Origin of the sequence: Streptomyces sp. NPDC058701 (assembly GCF_042715295.1) — a bacterium.
Lineage (GTDB): Bacteria > Actinomycetota > Actinomycetes > Streptomycetales > Streptomycetaceae > Streptomyces.
The window spans coordinates 79708-99373 of record NZ_JBHXSY010000016.1; the positions used below are offsets into that span (position 1 = coordinate 79708).

The 19666-nt window shown below is 76.3% G+C and carries 15 protein-coding genes; 6 read left to right on the forward strand and 9 right to left on the reverse strand.

Translation table 11 applies throughout. From position 1 onward, the window contains the following. Nucleotides 1–121 precede the first annotated feature (121 nt). Both ACFWW8_RS19275 and ACFWW8_RS19280 read right to left on the reverse strand, forming a co-directional pair. Nucleotides 122–1093, reverse strand: coding sequence for an SMP-30/gluconolactonase/LRE family protein (locus ACFWW8_RS19275; RefSeq protein ID WP_386530165.1), 972 nt, complete (start codon nucleotides 1091–1093; stop codon nucleotides 122–124). Between the two features lie 85 nt (nucleotides 1094–1178). After that, nucleotides 1179–2099: a helix-turn-helix domain-containing protein gene (locus ACFWW8_RS19280; RefSeq protein ID WP_386530166.1), complete on the reverse strand. Its 921-nt coding sequence runs from the start codon at nucleotides 2097–2099 to the stop codon at nucleotides 1179–1181. A 144-nt stretch (nucleotides 2100–2243) separates the two neighbouring features. On the opposite strand from ACFWW8_RS19280, the gene ACFWW8_RS19285 reads away from it, so the two are divergent. The 4 genes from ACFWW8_RS19285 (at nucleotide 2244) to ACFWW8_RS19300 (ending at nucleotide 5246) form a co-directional block, all read left to right on the forward strand. Beyond that, entirely contained in the window at nucleotides 2244–2756 is a 513-nt protein-coding gene (locus ACFWW8_RS19285; RefSeq protein ID WP_386530167.1) for an SRPBCC family protein, read from the forward strand. 200 nt (nucleotides 2757–2956) lie between these two features. Next, on the forward strand, nucleotides 2957–3592 hold the full coding sequence (locus ACFWW8_RS19290) for an ATP-binding cassette domain-containing protein (protein WP_386530168.1): 636 nt from the start codon (nucleotides 2957–2959) through the stop codon (nucleotides 3590–3592). Next, entirely contained in the window at nucleotides 3589–4455 is an 867-nt protein-coding gene (locus ACFWW8_RS19295) for a metal ABC transporter permease (protein WP_386530169.1), read from the forward strand. Before ACFWW8_RS19290 ends, ACFWW8_RS19295 begins: the two co-directional genes overlap by 4 nt. Continuing rightward, nucleotides 4413–5246 carry a metal ABC transporter solute-binding protein, Zn/Mn family gene (locus ACFWW8_RS19300; protein WP_386530170.1) on the forward strand — a complete coding sequence of 278 codons (834 nt, stop codon included), beginning with the start codon at nucleotides 4413–4415 and terminating at the stop codon, nucleotides 5244–5246. Before ACFWW8_RS19295 ends, ACFWW8_RS19300 begins: the two co-directional genes overlap by 43 nt. A gap of 91 nt (nucleotides 5247–5337) precedes the next feature. Here the strand turns inward: ACFWW8_RS19300 and ACFWW8_RS19305 are convergent, their stop codons facing one another. Continuing rightward, the gene (locus ACFWW8_RS19305) at nucleotides 5338–7035 is read right to left on the reverse strand and encodes an AMP-binding protein (protein ID WP_386530171.1); all 1698 of its coding nucleotides are present in this window, start codon (nucleotides 7033–7035) and stop codon (nucleotides 5338–5340) included. Then, nucleotides 7032–8822 carry a CoA transferase gene (locus tag ACFWW8_RS19310; protein ID WP_386530172.1) on the reverse strand — a complete coding sequence of 597 codons (1791 nt, stop codon included), beginning with the start codon at nucleotides 8820–8822 and terminating at the stop codon, nucleotides 7032–7034. The genes ACFWW8_RS19305 and ACFWW8_RS19310 overlap by 4 nt, the downstream gene beginning before the upstream one ends. Nucleotides 8823–9018: 196 nt before the next feature. Between ACFWW8_RS19310 and ACFWW8_RS19315 the strand changes: the two genes are divergently transcribed. Beyond that, nucleotides 9019–10173, forward strand: coding sequence for an acyl-CoA dehydrogenase family protein (locus ACFWW8_RS19315; RefSeq protein ID WP_386530228.1), 1155 nt, complete (start codon nucleotides 9019–9021; stop codon nucleotides 10171–10173). Between the two features lie 9 nt (nucleotides 10174–10182). On the opposite strand, the gene ACFWW8_RS19320 is transcribed toward ACFWW8_RS19315, so the two are convergent. From ACFWW8_RS19320 to ACFWW8_RS19330, 3 genes are all read right to left on the reverse strand, one after another. Further along, the gene (locus tag ACFWW8_RS19320; RefSeq protein WP_386530173.1) at nucleotides 10183–11418 is read right to left on the reverse strand and encodes a sugar ABC transporter permease; all 1236 of its coding nucleotides are present in this window, start codon (nucleotides 11416–11418) and stop codon (nucleotides 10183–10185) included. Continuing rightward, complete coding sequence (locus ACFWW8_RS19325; protein ID WP_386530174.1) at nucleotides 11415–12623, reverse strand: MFS transporter; 1209 nt, start codon at nucleotides 12621–12623, stop codon at nucleotides 11415–11417. The genes ACFWW8_RS19320 and ACFWW8_RS19325 overlap by 4 nt, the downstream gene beginning before the upstream one ends. Before the next feature lie 363 nt (nucleotides 12624–12986). Beyond that, complete coding sequence (locus tag ACFWW8_RS19330; protein WP_386530175.1) at nucleotides 12987–13520, reverse strand: RBBP9/YdeN family alpha/beta hydrolase; 534 nt, start codon at nucleotides 13518–13520, stop codon at nucleotides 12987–12989. A 117-nt stretch (nucleotides 13521–13637) separates the two neighbouring features. Between ACFWW8_RS19330 and ACFWW8_RS19335 the strand changes: the two genes are divergently transcribed. Then, a complete protein-coding gene (locus tag ACFWW8_RS19335; protein WP_386530176.1) occupies nucleotides 13638–13775 on the forward strand; it encodes a hypothetical protein in 138 nt (45 codons plus the stop codon). A 123-nt stretch (nucleotides 13776–13898) separates the two neighbouring features. Here ACFWW8_RS19335 and ACFWW8_RS19340 read toward each other — a convergent pair whose 3' ends face one another. Together ACFWW8_RS19340 and ACFWW8_RS19345 are read right to left on the reverse strand one after the other, a co-directional pair. Then, the gene (locus ACFWW8_RS19340; protein WP_386530177.1) at nucleotides 13899–15314 is read right to left on the reverse strand and encodes a M1 family metallopeptidase; all 1416 of its coding nucleotides are present in this window, start codon (nucleotides 15312–15314) and stop codon (nucleotides 13899–13901) included. Nucleotides 15315–15457: 143 nt separating this feature from the next. Continuing rightward, nucleotides 15458–19648: a Pls/PosA family non-ribosomal peptide synthetase gene (locus ACFWW8_RS19345; RefSeq protein ID WP_386530178.1), complete on the reverse strand. Its 4191-nt coding sequence runs from the start codon at nucleotides 19646–19648 to the stop codon at nucleotides 15458–15460. Nucleotides 19649–19666: the final 18 nt, after the last annotated feature.

Consider the following 19666-nt stretch of genomic DNA (forward strand, 5'->3'; position numbering starts at 1 on the left):
CGCCCTGGTGCTCGGGCATCCGGCCGACTGCACCGACGCCGGCTCCGCGTCCTTCCGGACGATCGACGCGCAGGCGCAGGCGCACATGCGGACGCTCAGCGTGTTCTGCGAGCTCGCGGCCTCAGCCGCTCAGGTGGGCCAGGAGGAGGTTGGGGTCCTTCGCCGTGACGTACACGGCGCTCAGGACGTAGGCCGTGTCGCCGCGCAGGGCGATGGAGGTGGGGTTCTGCAGGCCGTCGGCCGCGGTCAGCACCGTGGTGTGGGAGCCGTCCGGCTGGACGAGCGCGACCTCGCCAGGACCGTTGAGGGCGGCCAGGATCTGGTCACCGCGGCCGGTGAAGGCGACGTCGTCGATCCCCGTCAGGCCGGTGGCCCGGGTCTGGACCGGGCCGGCGCTCCCGTCCCGGCGGATCGCGATGCGCAGGACGGTCCCCCGGTCGAGGTTGGTGACCCACAGGGCCCCGTTGCGGATCTTCAGCCCGTTGGCGCCGAGGAAACCGGTGGAGGCCAGTTCGGGGCCGGCCGACCAGGTACGGGCGGCGCCGCCGGTGGTGGGCACGCTCGCGATGGTGCCGAGGACGGAGTCGGTGACGTAGAGGGTGTGCGTCCGCGGGTCCAGGGCCAGGCCGTTGGGCAGGCCGGCCGCGGGCAGCGCGGCGATCCGCTGCGGTGTGCCGCCGGGACGCAGGCGCCACACTCCGGTCAGGTCGGCGGTGCCGGTGGCGTACAGGACGTACAGGGTGCCGTCCTGGGCGCGGACGATGCCGGTGGTGAGGGCGAAGCCGAGGACCGGGGTGTGAACGCCGCCGTCGGCGGGTGCGGGCAGGGTGGCCAGGATCCGGGTGGATCCCCCGGGGGTGGTGCGGGCGATCTGCCGGGCGGCGGCGAGGGTGACGTACGCGCTGCCGTCGGGGGCCACGGCGATGTTCTCGGGCGTCTGGCTCCGGGCCAGGTCGAAGTGCGCGGCGATGCGCACGCAGCTCAGCGGGGCGGAGACGGCCGACGCGACGCCGGGGCCGGCCGCGACGGCGACGGCGGCCGCGGTCAGTACGGCGGTGGTCGCAGCGGTCCTGGACAAGGCGGTCGTGAACATGGTTCCTCCAGGGTTTTCGGGCATGCGGCAGCGGTGCGCCGACGCGATGGGGAATGGGGGTACCCGGAGCGCGGTGCGCGCCCGGTCAGCCGGTCTCGGTGCGGGCCCCCGGCCGTGCCGGGGCGGGCCGGGGGGCGGCCTGCGGGTCGAGGTGGGCGAGCAGGGACAGGGCGGTGTGCGCGGGCGAGCCGGCCTCCGTGGTGGCGACCACGACGTTCTGGCCCGGTTCCTGGCTCAGGGTCTGCTGGGTGACGGTGAGCGGGCCGATCAGCGGATGCCGCATCGCATAGGTCGCGACGGCGCACGCCGTGACGCGGTGGTCGGCCCACATCGAGGCGAAGTCGGCGCTCTTCGCACTCAGTTCGCCCACCAGCGCGTGAAGCGCGGTGTCGTCCGGATGCCGGCCCGCCACCAGGCGCAGGTTCCCCACCACGGCCCTGGCCTTGGCCGGCCAGTCCGCGTACAGGTCGCGGGTGTGGGCGTCGAGGAACACCAGCCGGGCCATGTTGGGGCGTTGGGCCGGGCGGTCCGGGGCGTCCGGGTCCAGGTGGCCGGCGAACAGCGCGTGGCCCGGACGGTTCCAGGCCAGGACGTCGCTGCGGCGGCCGGTCACGATCGTCGGAACGTGGGCCAGCGCCGCCAGCAGTTGGCCGGTCGCCTCCGTCACCCGCTCCGGGGCGGGCCGCCGGGCCCGGCCCGAGCCGCCGCCGGTGCCCTCGGCGGTGGCCGGGGAGCGGGCCAGGTTGTGCAGGTACAGCCGCTCCGCCTCCTCCAGCCGCAGGGCCCGGGCGATCGCGTCCAGCACCTGCGGCGAGGCGTTGAGGGACTGTCCCTGTTCCAGCCGGGTGTAGTAGGAGACGCCGACACCCGCCAGCAGCGCCAGTTCCTCGCGCCGCAGGCCCGGCACGCGCCGCCGCTCCCCGTAGCGGGGTATGCCGACGTCCTCGGGTCCCAGCTGGGAGCGCCGCGTGCGCAGGAACTCTCCGAGCTGCGCTTTTCCGTTCATGGATCCGAGTATGGGCCGGTCCCGGCCGCGCAGCCTGACCCTGGCGTGGGTGGGCACCGGCGGGTCTGGCTCCCCTGCCGGGCGGGTGGTGACGTGGGAGTCGCCGACACGGCACCACACCACCCGCACCTCCAGGAGGACGCCTTGCGCGACACCACCACCAGCGAACACGACCTCTTCGAGGCTCTGGACGCGTCGGACTACGCCTTCACCCGCCGCGCCTGGGTCGATGCCCCGCCCGTCCGGGTCTACGGCCTGGTCAGCGACGTGTCCGCCATCGGCCGCTGGAGCCCCCACGCGAGCGGCGTCGCGTTCGACCGGGGCGCGGGGCCCTGGGCCGGGGCCTGGTTCAGCGGCCGCAACCACCGGGACGGCAAGCAGTGGACCACCCGCTCCCAGGTCGTACGGGCCGACCCCGGCGCCGTCTTCGCCTTCGTGGTCGGCGGCGCCGAGGGCGGCATCGTGCGGTGGAGCTGGACCTGCCGCCCCCGCGGACGCGGAACCGTCGTCGAGCAGTCCTGGCAACTCCTGCGCCTCGACCCCGTACTGGGCACCACCCGTGGCGATCTCGACGCCCTGCGCGCCACCATGGCGGACAGCGTGGAGAGCACCCTGCTCGCCCTCGCCCAGTGGATCGCGGAGGCGCCGGCCGGGTGAGCCGCCACTTCCCCGCCGGCGGAGCCGTTCCCGCCGAGGGGTTCGCGGTGCGGCCGGGCAGCTGAGCGGGCCCCGCCCGGCCCGGTTGCGCACGGATCCGACGGTCGGGGGAACCCGGCGGGCCCGCCGTCCGACTACTGCGATGGGGAGGGCGGGAATCCGCCCGGCCCACTCTGCTGCGGAGGATCGAGGAGCGTGTGATGGGCGGGCTGGATGTGCACATGCGGGAGGTGGCCTGCCGGCACGGCCGGGTGGAGGCCGTCGGCGACGTGGACCTGGAGATCGCCGCCGGTGAGCGCGTGGCGCTGACCGGGACCAACGGCTCGGGCAAGACCACCCTGCTGCGGGCGGTCCTCGGGCTGCACCGGCAGGTCACGGGTTCCATCCTGGTCGGCGGCCGGAGCACCCGCTCCCCCGCCGAGTGGGCCTGGCGGCGGCGGGCCTGCGCCTGGATCCCGCAGAAGCCGGCCGCCGGCCGGTTCCCCTTGCTCGGCGCCGAGTTGCTGGCCGGCAGCGGCGCCGCCGCGGACGCGACCGAGGCCGCGGACCGGCTCGGGGTGGGGGCGCTGACCGGGCGGCCCCTCCACACGCTCTCGGGCGGCCAGTTGCAGCGCATGTACCTGGCCCGGGCGATCGGGTGCGTGGCCGCCGGGGCGCAAGTGCTCCTGGCGGACGAGCCGACCGCCGCCCTCGACTTCGACGGCCAGTCGGAGGCCGCGGACGTCCTCACCTCCCTGCCGGTGACGCTGGTGGTGGTGACGCACGACCGCGTGATGGCCGCACGCTGCGACCGGGTCCTGGAGATGGCCGCGGGCCGGCTGCGGGAGGTGCGGTGACGCTCGCCACCGCCGACCTCGGTGAACTGCTCCGGCTGCTTCCCGTACAGCGGGCCGGGATCGCTCTGCTGCTGGCCGCGATCGGACTGCCCGTCATCGGGGTGGTCATCGTCGGTCTCGACATCATGCCGGTCCGGTTCGCGATGATGCACGTCGCGCTCCTGGGCATCGCGGTGGGCCTCCTGACCGGGCTCGACCCGATGCTGTGCGCGCTGGTGGCGTGCGCCCTCGCGGGCGCCGGTGTCGCGCCGCTCGCCCGCACGCCCGACGGGCTCTCGGGCGCGATGGGTCTGCTGATGAGCCTGGCGATCGCCGCGGCCCTCCTCCTGCTCGCCGTGTCGGGCGTCAACGCCTCCGGCGCGTTCGCGCTGCTCTGGGGGTCGATCCTGTCCGTGGGCACCCCCGACCTGGTGGTCCTGGGTCTGCTGGCCGTCCTCGTACCGGGTCTGTTCTGGTGGCGGCGGCGCGAGATCGGCCTGCTCCTGTACGACCGCGAGCTCGCGCTGTGTTCCGGCGTCCCGGTCCGGGCGCTGACCGCCGTGCTCCTGGTCCTGGTGGCCGTCGCGGTCGCCGGGGCGATCAAACTCACCGGGGCGCTGCTCGTCGACGCCCTGACCCTGCTGCCGGCCCTCGCCGCACGCCGTCTCGGCAGCTCGCTCACGTCCATCACCCTCTGGGCCGTCGGCATCGGCGTGGCGGTCAACCTGACCGGCTTCCTGCTGGCCCTGTGGCTGGACTGGCCCCCCGGGCCGGTCCTCGTCCTGACGGCGGGGGCCCTGGTCCTCGCCGTCCATCTCGTCCCCGAACGGAGAACCAGCTCATGGCGCGCACCGGTGTCCGCATCCCTTCCCTCCTCGCACTGAGTGCGGCCCTCTTCCTGACCGCGGCCTGCGGTGGTGGCACCGCCTCCGACGCCGCTTCCGGCACGGCGTCCGGCGGCCCGGCCGCGAGCGGGGGCGCGGCGAAGAAGGACAGGCCCGTGGTGGTCGTCACGACGACCTGGGAGGGCGCCTTCGCCAGGGCCGCGGGCGCCGAGGACGTCACGGTGATCGTGCCGCAGTCCGTGCGGCACGCCCCCGACTACGATCCGAAGCCCTCGGACCTCGCCGCCGTCGCGAAGGCCGACTTCGTGCTGTACGCGCCCTTCGAGCCGTACGCCGCCAAGATCAAGGAGGCGGCGGGCTCCAGGGCCGAGCTGGTCGAGGTGAACCTCGACAACGATCCCGACAAGGTGAACGCCGAGGTCGCCAAGCTGGGCGCGCTGTTCGGGACCGAGGAGGCCGCCGCCCGGTGGAAGACCGGCTTCGACACCGAGTACGCGAAGCTGAACACGGAGCTGCGGGCCGCCTGGCCGGGCGGCACGGCCCCCTCCGTCGTGACGCAGGTGTTCACCGCGTGGGCGGCGAAGCTGGCGGGCGCCACCACCGTGGGGACGTTCGGGCCCGAGGCCGTGACCCCGGCGCAGCTCGCCGCGCTCTCGGCGAAGAAGCCCGCCCTCGTGCTGGACAACGCGCACATGTCGACCGGTACGGTGCTGCCCGACTCGGGTGCCCGGCAGCTGAAGATCGTGAACTACCCGGGTGACGACCTCGACCTGCTGCCCGTCTACCGCAACGCGGCGGCTGAGCTGAAGAAGGGCGCGGCCGCTCCCTGACCGTTCCGCGCCCGGCGGAAGGTGTCCGCGAGGTGCGAGGGGCCCGCGAGGTGCGAGGGGCCCGGCGGCATCGTGCCGCCGGGCCCCTTCGTCATCCGGCCTGGGCGAGCGGGGTGTCGGCCGCCGCGCCGGTTCCCGGCCGCCCGGGGGCCGCGGCGAGGCGCTCGCGCAGGGCCGCCCGGTCCGGCTTGCCGGCCGCCGTCAGCGGCAGTTCACCGAGGACGAGGAGCCGCTCGGGGTGCTTGCGCCGTTCCAGACCGCGCCCCTCCAGGTGGGCGCCGAGGGACGCGAGGGTCGGGGGCCGGGAGCCCCGGGCCACGACGCAGGCCGCGAGCCGCTCCCCCATCAGCGGGTCGGGAACGCCGACGCAGACGACGTCGCGGACCTGGGGGTGCGCGGTGAGTTCGCGCTCCACCTCGGCGGGACTGATGTTGGCGCCGCCCCGGATGACGACGTCCTTGAGGCGGCCGACGACGTGCAGGACGCTGCCGGCGTCGAGGTAGCCGAGGTCCCCGGTGCGGACCCAGCCGTCGGGCGTCCGATAGCGGGCGTCGAGCTCGGGGGCGCCGACGTAGCACAGCGGGGTCATGGGGCCGCGCGAGACGATCTCGCCGATGTCCCCGTCGGGCAGCGGCTCGTGGGTGTCGGGGTCGGCGATGCGGATCTCGGCGACCCGCGGGTCGGGGTGGCCGGCGACGACGCCCGAACCGTCGGTGGGTGGCACGGTGTTGCCCAGTCCGGTGTGGCAGTTGACGCCGTCGGCGGACCCGTAGAGGTTCACCACCGGGCACCCGAACGCCTCGGCCGCCGCGGCGGCCGTGGTCTCGTCGAGCGGCGCCCCGCCGAGGACCAGGGCGGTGGGCGCGGGCAGGTCCTCGCGGGTCTCCTCCAGGCGTTCGAGGATCATGCGGACCATGGTGGGCACGCCGAGGACGTGCGTCGGCTCGTGCGCGCGCACCGCCGCGACCGCCGCCTCGGGCGTGAAGTGGTCGAGCAGGACGAGGGTGCCGCCGTGCCGGGCCAGGGTGACGGCGGTTCCGTTGGAGCCGAAGGCCGAGGCCAGCGGTACGAGGAACAGGCAGCGCGGCGGGGTCCGGTCGGGCATGAGCGACGCGAGGAAGTTGCCGCGTCCCCCGGCCAGCGCGTTGTGCGAGTACGCGATCATCTTCGGTTCGGCCTCGGAGCCTGACGAGACCAGGATCCGGGCCGCGCTGTCGGGATCGGGCCTGGCGGGGGCGAATCCGCCCGGGTCCCGGCGCATGAGGTCCGCCATCGGAACCGCACCTTCGGGGGCGCCTCCCGGACCGGCGGCGATGACGTGGCGCAGGACCGGCAGGGTCGTCGCGAGGGTCAGCAGGTCGGCGGCGTGCCGGAAGCCGCGGTGTTCGGTCGCGGCGATGACGGCGACGGCCCCGGACCGGCGCAGCAGGCATGCGGCCTCCAGCGTGCCCCGGCCGACGGGGAAGGGGAGCGCGACGGCGCCGAGGGCGGCCAGTGCCAGGTCGGCGATGACCGCGCCGCGGTGGTTGGGGAGTTGTACGCCGACCACGTCGCCCGGGCCGATCCCGAGGTCCCTGAGGCCCGCGGCGAGACATCGCGCCTTGCGGTCCAGCGCGGTGTAGCAGAGGGAGCCCTTGGCGTCGATGACGGCGGTGCGGTGCAGGTCGGAGATCTGGCGGGCCCGGAAGAGGCTGTAGAGGTCGAGGTCGGGGCAGGTGCCGTCGGCCACCCAGGACCGGCGGAGTTCGGCGGGCAGCAGGTCGCGCAGTTCGAGCCGGTGGGCGGTCATGTGAAGCTCCAGGGGTCGGGGACCGCGGGGGCGCCGTGCGCGTCGCGGCTGATCGAGCCGGCGAACCGCGGATCGTGGCGCAGGCCCGCGAGGTCGGTGGTGACGGCGGTGGCCGTCAGCCCGTGGTCGTGCAGTTGGGTGAGGGCTTCGGTGGTGCTGAGCTCGCGCAGGTCGTAGGCGGCCGCGGCGGCGGCGCTCGTGTCGGCGGGGGCGATCCAGCCGTCGGCCGTCCTGAGCGGATGCCGGAACCCGGCCGGCCGGCGGGGGTTCTCGCCGCGCGCCGCCCGGCGCAGGGCGGGTGCGGTCAGCGTGTCGGCGGCCCCGAGCAGGGAGGAGTCCACGCGTACGCCCTGGCCGGTGCGTTCGCGCAGGAGGAGTCCGGCGAGGACGGCTTCGGCGCCGTGCAGGCCGCCGAGCACGTCGAGGAGCGTCATCAGCGAGGGGGCCGGGGCCTCGCCGTCCGGGCGGACGGCCTCACCGACACCGGTGCGGGCCTGGACCATGAAGTCCGTTCCCATGGGAGCGTCGGGAAGGCGGCCGGCCCAGCCGCTGGTGTACGCGTAGACCAGCGCGGGGTTGACCCGGGCGAGGTCGTGGGCGTCCAGGCCGAGTTCGGCGGCCTTGCCCGGCGCCCAGTTGTGCAGGAAGACGTCGGCCCGCGCGGCCATCTCCCGCAGCCGGTTCCGGTCGCGCCCGGACTTGATGTCGATCTCCACGGCCCGCTTGCCCCGGTTGAGGGCGAGCCAGCGTGCGGAGGTACCGGAGCAGGTGGGCGGCATGCCCCGGAGCGGGTCGCCGCCCGGCGGTTCGACGCGGATGACGTCGGCCCCGAGGAGTCCCAGGAGGTGGGCGGCGAGTGGGGCCTGGATGCGCCGGCCGGCCTCCAGCACCGTCAGGCCGGCCAGCGGCCCGCAGGGGCCGGGCCGGGCTCCCGTACCCGTCGCACGGGGAACCGCGGTGCCGGGGCCGAGGGGCTCCAGCGACCAGGGTGCCCGGCCGTCGTCCTCCCCGGCGCGCTCCGCGAGGGTCCGCACGGAGCACACCTGGGCGCCGGCGAGGGCCGCGGCGCTGCTGATCCGCGCCATCGGGTGGGACCGGGTCACGGTGTGCAGGACGGCGGGGAAGGGGGCGCAGGCGGTGGCGTACCGGAACTGGAACGGGCGCCAGCCGGCCCGCAGCGCCTCGGGGGGCGCCTCCAGGGCCCGCCAGAAGGCGGCCCAGGCGGCCGGGTCGAGGGTCTCCAACTCGAAGAGGACGCCGTCGGCGGAGGTGAAGGGCGGTCCGCCGGCGGCGACTGCGGCGGCCTCCCCCTCGTCGGCTCCGGCGGCTGCGAGGTACTGGGACACGGCGAGCAGGCCGGCCCGGTCCGCGCCGGTGGCGACCGTGGCGGCTGCGCCGCCCCGGGCCTGTCCCACCAGCCCCGCGAGCAGCCCCTGCACCGTCAGGACGGCGGTGGCCGTCGCCGCGTAGTCCGCGGCCAGGCCGCGCGGGCCGCCGTCCCGGCGGCCGTGCACGGCCATGACGCCGGTGGCGGCCTGCACGGTGGCCTCGTCGACGAGACCGGTCCCCGCGCGGCCCCAGGCGGCGGTCGCGCGGGCCGGTGCGAAGTCGCCGCCGGTGAGCGTGGCGGCGGCTTCGGGGCCGTCCCCCGGGCCCGACTGGTCCGTTCGAGCGCCGAGCAGGCGCAGGCGGCCCGCGACGACGTCCGCGATCTGAGGTGGCCCCGAGGTGTCGAAGCGCAGTGTGTCGAGCGGCCGGACCGTCTGCGTGGTGGCTGGTGACGCCATGCCTCTCCTCTCCTGGCGCGGCGGTGGCCGTCGCCCGGGTCTCGCGGAACTCGGGAACCCGGGCGCGTCCGCGCCCGACCAGTTCCACGGACAGACAGTCGGGCAGCCGTTCGCACGGGTTCCCGGGAACGAGGAGAAAACAGTGAGCGACGCGGCAGACCCCCGCCCAACAGGTGTGGCGCGGACCGGAGTTCCGCTGGCGGAGGTGAGGGAGCGGATCGCCCGGTTCGTCGCGGACCGGGTGGTCCCCCGCGAGGAGGTGCTGGACGCCGGTGGGGCGGCCGCCGCCGCCGTACGGACCGCCCTGCGCGGCGAGGCCCGGGCGGAGGGGCTGTGGGCGCTGCCGCTCCCCGCCGAACTCGGCGGTGGCGGGCTGGACTTCCGGGCGTACGCCGCGCTGGCCGAGGCGGAGGGCGCCAGCGACTACGGCCCCGCCGCGCTGGGCTCCGCGCCGCTGCTGGACGTCACGATGCTGGCCCGCCACGGGAGTCCGGGGGTGCGGGCCTACCTGGAGCCCCTCGTCTCGGGGGAGCTGCGCGCCTGTTACGCCATGACCGAGCCGGACGTCCCCGGTACGGACCCGTTCCTGACCGCGACCCGGGCCGAGCCCCGGCCGGACGGTGGTTGGCGCGTCACCGGCCGCAAGTGGTTCACCTCCGGCGCCGCCGACGCCGGCCTGGTGACCGTCATGGCCCGCACCGCCGGGACCCCCGGTGACCGGCACGGGCTCTCCCTGCTGGTCGTGCCCACCCGGTCCCCCGGTTTCCGGGTGGTCCGGGAACTGCCCGTGTTCGGCGCCGCGGGCCAGTACGAGATCGAGCTCGACCGGGTCCACGTACCCGCCGACCACCTCCTCGGCGCGCCCGGTGACGCCCTGGGCATCGCGGGCGCCCGGCTGGAGCTCGGCCGTACCCTGCGCTGCCTGCGCTGGCTGGGCCAAGCCCAGCGCGCCTTCGACCTCATGTGCGGGCGGGCCGCGACCCGGCACGGCTCCCGCGGGCCGCTCGCCGACCACCAGCTGGTCCAGCAGCACGTCTTCGACGCCCTGCTCGCGCTGCGCACCACCCGCCCCCTGGTCCACGAAGCGGTCGCCCTGGTCGCGTCCGGGCAGGACGCCCGGACCGAGGTCGGGCTCGCGAAGGTCGCGGCGGCGCGCATGCTCCAGCAGGTCGCCGACTCGGCGATCCAGGTGTACGGCGCCGCCGGGCTGGGCCCGGACACTCCGCTGCCCGCGCTCTTCCGCGGCGGGCGGGCGGCCCGGATCCTCGACGGGCCCGACGAGCTCCACGTCACCTCCGTGGCCCGCCGCGTCCTGCGCGGCCATGGCGGCGGGACCTCCCCGCGGCCGTGACCGGACCCGCTACACGAGAGCCAGGTCGACGCCGCCGACGAGCGCGGCCAGCCCGAGCGCCAGGAAGAAGTCGCCCCAGACGAGTTCGTGCCGGACCGCGAGGCCCTTCCCCGCGTCGTAGCACCCGTCCAGCAGCATCCCGGCCGGGCGGCCGGGCCCCCGGCCGGTGAGGTGGGCGTCCGCGAGGTGCCGCAGGACCGCCTCCCCCCGGGCCGCGCACACCGCGGCCCGGGGTCCGGGCACCCGGGCGAGTTTCAGCAGGGCGACCGCGGTGATCGCGGCGGCGGAGGTGTCGGGCGGGCCGCCCGGCCGGGAGGAGTCCGCCGGCGGGACGGCCCGCCCGGCCAGGACTCCCGGCTCCGCGAGCAACTGCCCGGCGGCCGCGTCGAGCCGGGCGGCCGCGCCGGCGCTGACGGCGGGGCGGAGCAGGGCGTCGGCGACCGCCAGGAGCAGCCAGGCCCGGCCCCGGCTCCAGCCCGGCGCCGGTTCCTCGCAGGGCTGCCATCCCGTGGCGGAGTCGAAGCTCCAGGCGGGGTGAGGGCGGGCGGGCGGGGGCGGGGGGCCGGTGCGGCCGCCGTCGCGGTCGGGGTCATGGCCGCCGTCGTATCCGCGGTGTTGACCGCCGTCGTATCCGCGGTGTTGGCCGGCGGCGTGTTCACGGTCACGGCCGCCGGCGCCGTTCGGGTCGGCTGCGCCGAGGCACAGGTCGAGGTGCCGGTGCAGGTGCGCGGCGGCCGCGGCCGCTCCCCGCGGCCCGGCTCCGGCCAGGAGCGGCACCGTGCCCGGTACGCCGTCCGCGCGGGCCAGCAGGCGCGGCCCGCCGAGGGCGCCGCCCCAGGGCAGCAGGCCGAGTTCGGGGTCGTAGGCAGCCAGGCAGGCGCGGGCGGCCCGTTTCCGGAGCGCGGCGGCCCGCCCGTCGGACCCGGCGGGGGCGGTCCCGTACCAGAAGATCAGCCCGCGGGTGGCGGTGTCGGCCTCCGCCCACGGGACGAGCCGGGCCGTCCACGCGGCGGCGGTCCGCCGGTCCGCCCAGTCCTCGGTGTACCGCGCCCGCAGCCACAGCAACCCGGTCCAGAAGCCGCCGGTCCACGAGCCCCGGCCGGTCGTCGTCCAGCGCCCGTCCTCCGGGTCCGCGTACAGCGGGAACCGGGTGCCGACGGCCGCCTCGGTGACCGCGACGCGCGCGAGGACGGCCGCGAGCGCGCCGTCGGCCCAATGCGCCGCGGGCGCCGGTGCCGCACTCACGCCGGCACTCCGCGGTGGTCCCGTACGGCCCAGAGGAACGCGACGGCGCCCGCCGCCGCGAACTCGGCGGCCACGAGGATCCACCCGGGCCCGTACCTCCCGCTCTGCGCGAGCAGGCCGAACAGGGGTGGTCCCAGGGCGAATCCGGCGAAGAACCCGGCCGCGACGAGGGCCGAGTCCTGTCCGGCCCGGCCGGCCGCCGCACGCTGCACGACCAGCACCATCGAGACGGCGTTCCCGGACACGGCGAACACCCCGACGGCGGCCGCCCCCGTCCACACCAGCTGGCTCGTGGACACGGCGGCCGCGAGCAGCAGCGCCGCCCCGAGCGCGCCGCACGCCAGCCAGCCCGGCAGCCATTCGGCGCGTCCGGGCCGGGCCGCCTTCGACCAGCCCACCCGGCCGACGATTCCCGCCACGCCCAGGACCGCCACCAGGACCCCGGCGGTCGTCGGCCCCATCCCCAGCCGGCGGACACCGAAGAGGGCCAGGTAGGTGTTCACCGAGGCGATCCCGGCGCCGAGGAACAGCGAGAAGACCGCCAGCCAGGCCACCATCCCCCGCGGGACGAGCGACGCGGGCGGGCCGGCCGGCGGCGCCGGGGCGTCGGCCGGGAGCGCGCGCAGCGCCCACAGCCCCGCCAGGAGCGCCCCGCCGGACGCCGTCCACACCGCGCCCCGCCAGCCGATCCCGCCCGCGAGCAGCACGAGCGGCAGCCCGGCCACGAACGCGCCCAGTTGCACCCCGGACTGTTTCAGTCCCGTCACGGCGCCCCGCCGGGCGGGCGGGACGCCGGCCAGGACCGCTGTGTTGGTGGCCGGGTTGGCCAGCGCCTGCGGTACGCCGCCCAGCGCGACCGCGGCGAGCACGAGACCGGTTCCCGGCGCGGCCCCGATCAGGGCCAGGGCCGTGGCGGACACCAGCAGCAGGGCCACCAGCGAGCGGCGCGGCCCGATCCGGTCCACGATGCGGCCGCCTGCCGGGGACAGGACGGCTGCGGTCCCGAAGCCCAGGGTGGTCGTCAGCCCGAGCACGGCGGGCGTCATCCCCAACGCGTCCACCACGCGCGGGCCCAGCGCGCCGAGGACGAACAGCTGCAGCATCGAGAACGCCATGGCGCTGGTGAGCAGCGCGGTCAGCTGACGGGTGGGCCGGTCCCCGGCCCCCGGCGGCGCGGCGGTCGCCGCCGCCCCTTCTGTCGCCACGGAGATCTCCCGTCACCAGTTGTCGAACACGGCCGTGAAGGGGGTCGGTTGGGGGCCCGGGCGAGTTCCCTCCGCGCGTTGTGCGCTGTGCCACATCGCGGGAACGGCCCCTCCCCACTCCTCGGCCTGCCCTACGCCGAGGCCGCCACCACCATCGGCTACCCCATCGACACCGTCCGCTCCCGCGTAGCCCGCGCCCGCACCACCCTCATCACCGACACCACACCCACCACCCCAACCGGACGGGCCCGGGAGCGGCGCTCGCGGCGCCGGCCGCCTGATCCCCCGGGTGTGACGCGGGCGGGGGACCGGCGGGCGGCCCGGACGGTTCGGCCCCCGTTCCGCCGTACCGCAGCGGTGGGTTCAGGGTGTACGGGCGAGCAGAGCGGCGAGCAGGCGTTCGCCCTCGGGCCACGGTCCGTAACCGGCGTCGGGGTTCAGATGCCCGGCCTCGCCGGCGTCCGTGAACCCGCAGCCCCACGCCGCGGCGAACTCCGACGCCCGCTCGCCGGTCATCCACGGGTCGTTCCGGCTGCCGACCACGAGGGCGGGGAACGGCAGGGGCGCCCTCGGCACGGGCCGGAAGCCGAAGAGTTCGGGCTGGTCGGCCCGGTCGACGTCCGGAGGCGCGACCAGCAGCGCGGCCCGGACGGACGCCGCGGGCGTACGGGCGGCCCAGTGCACGACGGTGGTGCAGCCCAGGCTGTGGGCGACGATCACCGGCGGCTCGGGGCACGCGGCAACGGCCTTGTCCAGCGCGGCGACCCAGCGGTCGGGGTCGGGCCGGTCCCAGTCGTCCTGCCGGACGCGCACGCGGTCGGGGCCCGCCGCCTCCCAGAGCGACTGCCAGTGGTCCGGGCCCGAGTTTCCCCAGCCGGGGACGATCAATGTGGTCATGGGGCGATTCTGGCACCGGCCCGTCCGGCCCGTGGCGCCTGGTCCGGGCGGGTGCCGGCCCCCTGCTCACGGGGGCGCCGACGGCCCCCGCCCCCGCCCGTGGCGACATCCACCTGGGTGGCGTCCACGCCGGCGGCGCACCCGTCGGCGGCTGCTGCGGCCCCGGCCCGCTCCGGACGGGTCGGCTGCCTGGTGGCGGTCGGCCTCGCCGCGGCCGTGGTCGGCGGCTTCGTGCTGTTCGGGACGGACGACTAACGACATCGGCACCGACGCCGCTGACCACCCCCGTCGCCAGGGCCCACCGCCCCGGTCCGGCGGCTCGATACCGCCCTCGCCGTATCGGCCCCGCCGGCGGCGCGCACCGGCCGAGGCGCCCGGTCAGGCGCGGCCGCTCTCCGGGGGGACGCCCGGGGTCGGGGGGTAGCCGGGGCGGGCCGGTATGCGGGGCAGGGCGGCCGGGGGCGCCGAGGGCGGTGGCGGGAGCGGCGGGAGGGCCGGCTCGTACAGCCAGGCCGTGAGCAGCTCGTCCAGCGGCTCGGCCGCGTAGCGGGACGCGTGGGCGGCGAAGCCCGCGGTGGTCACCACGCCGTGCCGGTGCACGGTCGCCCATTCGCGGAGCATGCGGAAGAACGTCTCGTCGCCCAGGGCGCAGCGGATCGCGTGCACCGTCAGACCGCCGCGCTGGTAGAGCCGGTCGTCGAACATCAGCTTGCGGCCCGGGTCGGCCAGCCGCAGGTCCTGCGGGTGGAGGGACAACAGCCGGTGCGCGGTGGCCGCGAGCTCGTGCGCCGTGCGGCTGCCCGAGCGCTCCGACCAGAGCCACTCCGCGTACTTCGCGAACCCCTCGTTCAGCCAGATGTGCCGCCAGTCGGCGATGGTCACGCTGTTGCCGAACCACTGGTGCGCGAGCTCGTGGGCGATCAGGCGCTCCGAGCCGCGGACGCCGTCCACGTGGTTGGTGCCGAACAGGGAGAGCCCCTGGGCCTCGACGGGGACGTCCAGTTCCTCGTCCGCGACGACGACCGCGTACTCCCCGAAGGGGTAGGGGCCGAAGATCTCCTCGAACAGTCGCATCATGGCGGGCTGTCGGGCGAAGTCGCGGGAGAAGCGGGCCAGCAGGTGCGCCGGCACGTGGGCGCTCTGCGGGACGCCGCCGAGGCCCGGGTCGCCGAGCAGCACCGTCTGGTACATGCCGATGGACAGGCCCACCAGGTAGCTGGAGGTCGGCGCGGGCTGCTCGTACACCCAGGTGGTCGTGCTGGCCCGCGTCGTCCGGGTGAGCAGCCGGCCGCCCGCCACCACGGTGTAGGGCGACGGCGTGTTGATCGAGATCTGGTACGAGGCCTTGTCCGCGGGCCGGTCGTTGCACGGGTACCACGAGGGCGCGCCGACGGGCTGGCTGGCCACCAGCGCGCCGTCGGTGAGTTCCTCCCAGCCGATGCCGCCCCACGGGCTGCGCACGGGCTTGGGGTTCCCGGCCCACTGCACCTCGACGGTGAAGGCGGCGCCGGCGGGCAGCGGCTTGGCGGGCCGGATGCGGAGCTTGCCGCCCCGGTGGGCGTAGTGCGGGGCGCGGCCGTTCACCAAGACCCGGCCGACGCGGAACTCCGCCAGGTTCAGGTGGAACTCGATGAGCGGCGCCCGCCCGGCGATGGCGCTGAGCCGGGCCGTGCCGGCCAGCCGGTTGGGGCCGGGGCGGTACTCCAGAGCGAGTTCGTACCGGTGCACGCGGTAACGGGGGTCGCCGTTGGCCGGAAAATACGGGTCCGATACCGCTGTCTTCTGGCCGCTCACTGCCGCTTCCGCTCCCTGCGCTGTGCTCGTACGACGTGCCGGTGTGCCTTGGTCGCCGCTGCCGTGACCGGCCCCGGCCGACCGCCCGGGAGCGGGGCCCGGACCGTACCGGAACGGGTCCGGGACCACCCCGGGGCCGCCGTTCAGGACCGCCACGCCTCGATCGGATTGCCCAGCCAGCGGCTGTCGGCGGGGACGGATTCCCCGGCCATCACGAGAGACGCGGGACCCAGGGTGCTGCGGGCCCCGATCGTACTCCCGGGCAGGACGATTCCGCCCGGGCCCAGGGTGGCGCCCTCGCGGAGGACCACAGTATCCGTCCTCAAGATCCGGTCGTGGAAGAGGTGCGTCTGGAGCACGCACCCGCGGTTCACGCTGACCGCGTCGCCCAGCTCCACCAGGTCCGTCTCGGGCAGCCAGTAGCTCTCGCACCAGACGCCCCGGCCGATGCGGGCGCCGAGCCCGCGCAGCCACAGGGACAGCAGCGGCGTCCCGGGGACCGCTCCGACCAGCCACGGCACGGCGAGTACCTCGACGAAGGTGTCGGCCAGCTCGTTGCGCCACACGAAGCCGCTCCACAGCGGGTGCTCCCCGGCCCGGTGCCGGCCCACCAGCAGCCACTTCGCCGCGACCGCGACCCCGCACGCGACGAGGCCGGCGGCCAGCAGGGCCGCCCCGGACAGCAGCGCGGCGCCGCCGATCCCCGGGCCGGCCGTGATCAGCGCGCAGAGCCCCGCGGCGGTCAGGACGGCCAGTGCGGCCGAGCAGAAGACCGGGACGATCCGGCACAGCTCCACCAGGCCGCGCGCCCACAGCAGCCGCGCGGGCGGGTCGTACGTACGGCTCTGGTCGGAGTCCGCGGCGGAGCGCGGCAGCCGCACCGGCGGCAGGCCCAGGTACGAGCTGCCCTTCTTGGCCTTCTTCGGGGTCGCGGACAGGACGCCGACCAGCCCGCCGTCGGGCACGCTCCGGCCCGGCGCGGTCATCCCGGAGTTGCCGAGGAACGCGCGGCGGCCGATCTCGGAGTGCCCGATCCGCATCCAGCCGCCGCCCAGTTCGTAGGGGGCGGTCAGGGTGTCGTCGGCGAGGAACGCCCCCTCGCCGACGGTGGTGAGGCTCGGCAGCGCGAGCACGGTGGACACCTCAGCGCCCCGGCCGATCTTCATGCCGAGCAGCCGGAGCCACACCGGGGTGATCAGACCGGCGTACAGCGGGAACAGCGTCTCCCGGGACAGGTCCATCAGCTGGGTGACCGTCCAGGCCTGCCAGCCGATCCGGCTGTGCGTGGGGTGGCTCCCCGTCCGCAGCCCGAGGCTGAGCAGCCGTACGAAGACCAGCAGCAGCAGCGCGTACGCCAGCCCGAAGGCGAGCGCACCGGGCACGACGGCGAGCAGCGCCCCCCGCAGCGCCGCGCCGAGCTCCGCACCGGCGGGCACGAACCGGCTCAGCACGAGCAGGGCGGGCAGGGCGGCGAGGACGGGAAGGGAGGTGAGGCAGAAGCCCGTCGCCCCGTACACGGCGCGCCAGTGGAGCGGCCGCGGGGGCCGTCCGTCGGGCCAGTTGTGCTTGGCCTTGCCGAGCTTCCCGGCGGGCGCCCCCGCCCAGCGCTGGCCGGTCGGCACCTGCCCGACGACGGCCGAGCCGGGGGCCACCTCGGCCCGCTTGCCGACGCGCGCGCCGGGGAAGAGGATGCTGCGGGTGCCGACCACCGCGCCGACGCCGACCTTGACGGGGCCGATCACGAGCCGGTCGCCGTCGAGCCAGTGCCCGGAGAGGTCCACCTCGGACTCCACCGCGCAGCCGCGGCCGAGCTTGAGCATGCCGGTGACCGGCGGCAGCGAGTGCAGGTCCACCTCGGGGCCCACCTTGGCGCCGAGGGCGCGGGCATAGCGCTCCAGCCAGGAGCCGGTGAGGGAGGTCGCGCGGACGCACTCGGCCAGCCGCTCGGCCGTCCACAGCCGCAGGTGGACGCTTCCGCCGCGCGGGTGGCGCCCGGCCGTGACCCCGCGCAGCAGCAGGCGGGCGCCGCCGGCCGCGATCGCGAGCCGCCCGGGCGGGCTGTACAGCAGCGCGGCGCCGGCGGCCACCAGCCACCAGGAGGCGGCCGGCGCCCAGGGGTAGGCCCCGAACGCGTGCAGGACGTTGCCGAGGGCCAGCAGCGCCACGGTCCAGCGCAGGCCGACCAGGGTGTACAGCGGGAGCAGCAGGAGCGACTGCACCACCTGGGACCGCAGCGGTACGGGCCCGACGGTCCGGGCGGCGCCGTCGTCCTGTACGGACTTCTCCAGCCGCCGGGCCAGCTTGCGCAGGGTGGGCTGCTGGTAGATGTCGAGGACGGCCGCGCTCGGGTAGCGGGTCCGCAGTCGGGTGGTGAGCTGGGCGGCGGCGAGGCTGCTGCCGCCGATGGCGAAGAAGTCGTCGGCGGGGCCGGAGACGGCCACACCGAGGGTTTCGCTCCACTGCTCGGCGAGCCAGGCCTCGGTGCCGTACAGCTGCTCGGTGGGGCCGGTGGTCTCCAGGTCGGGCAGCGGCCAGGGCAGCGCGTCCCGGTCCACCTTGCCGGAGGTGCGGGTCGGCAGTTCGGCGACCGGGGCCAGCAGCGGCACGAGGGCCGCGGGCAGTTCTGCGCGCAGGCGCGTCACGGCCGCCGCGTGGTCCCAGCCCTCCTGGGTGACGAGGTAGCCGACGAGCAGCTGGTTGCCGCTGCGCGCCGTACGGACGGCGGCCGCCGCGCCGGCGACGCCGGGCAGGGACTGCAGGGCGGCGTCGACCTCGCCCAGTTCGATCCGGCGGCCGCCGAGCTTGATCTGCTCGTCGCCGCGGCCGAGGAAGACCAGCCCCTCGGGTTCCGCGCGGACCAGGTCGCCGCTGCGGTAGGCGCGCTCCCAGCCGAGGGATTCCAGCGGGGCGTACTTCTCGGCGTCCTTGGCGGGGTCGAGGTAGCGGGCGAGGCCGACGCCGCCGATCACGAGCTGGCCGCTGCCGCCCATGGGCACCGGTTCGCCGGACTCGTCGACCACGGCCAGCTCCCAGCCGTTCAGCGGGAGGCCGATCCTGATCGGTTCCTCCCCGGTCAGGAGAGAGGCGCAGGCGACGACGGTGGCCTCGGTGGGGCCGTACGTGTTCCAGACCTCGCGGCCCTCGGTGACCAGGCGCTGGGTCAGCTCGGGCGGGCAGGCCTCGCCGCCGAAGATCAGCAGCCGGACCTCGCCCAGGTCCTCGGGCTCCCACAGCGCGGCCAGGGTCGGCACGGTGGAGACCACGGTGATCTCCTGGTCCACCAGCCAGGGGCCGAGGTCGGCGCCGCTGCGCACCTGCGAACGGGGTACGGGCACGAGGCAGGCGCCGTGGCGCCAGGCCAGCCACATCTCCTCGCAGGAGGCGTCGAAGGCGACGGAGAGGCCCGCCATGACCCGGTCGCCGGGGCCGATCGGCTCCTCGGCGAGGAACAGGGCGGCTTCGGCGTCCACGAAGGCGGCGGCGCTGCGGTGGCTGACGGCGACGCCCTTGGGCTTGCCCGTGGAGCCGGAGGTGAAGATGATCCAGGCGTCGTGGCCGGGCCCGGGCCGCGCGTCCCCCGCGGGAGCCGGGGCGGGGGCGTCCGCGGGGGCGGTGACGTCGATGCGGCCCCCGGCGCCCAGGACCGCCCGTACCCCGGCCTCGCCGAAGACGAGCGCGGCCCGCTCGTCCGGGTCCTCGGCGTCGACCGGCACGTAGGCGGCGCCCGCGGCGAGGACGGCGAGGACCGCCGCGTACAGCTCGTTCGTCCCGGACGGCACGCGGACGCCGACCCGGTCGCCGAGCCGGACCCCGGCGGCCGCCAGGGCGCGCCGGCGGCGCTCGACCTCGACGGCGAGCGCCCGGTAGGTCAGCCGTTCCGTGCCGTCGTCCAGGGCGAGTTCGTCGGGGTGGGCCCGTACGGAGTCCTCGAAGACGTCGACGAGGGTGCGCGGCGCGGCCGCGGAGCCTGCGGAGAACCGGGCGGACTTGCCGACCTCCTCGGCCGCGTCCCCGGGGCCGGCCCCGGGCGCGTCCACGCGCACGTCCACCGGCACGTCCACGGGGTCGGCTCCCGGCGCGTCCACGGGCACGTCCACGGGGTCGGGTCCCGGCGCGTCCACGGGGTCGGCCTGGGGCGCTGCCGTGTGATCGGCCTCGTAAGCCGCCGCATGAGCGGCCCGGGAACCCTCCACGGGGTCCGCCCCGGGGGCCTGCGCACGGTCGGCCCCGGACATCGCCGGGCGGTCCGGCGCCGGGGTGTCCCCGGCGTCGGTCCCGCGCGTTTCCACGCTGTCGAGCAGGGCGGGTTCACCGCGCTCAGGTGTGGCTGCCATCGGCCCTCGCGTCTCGTT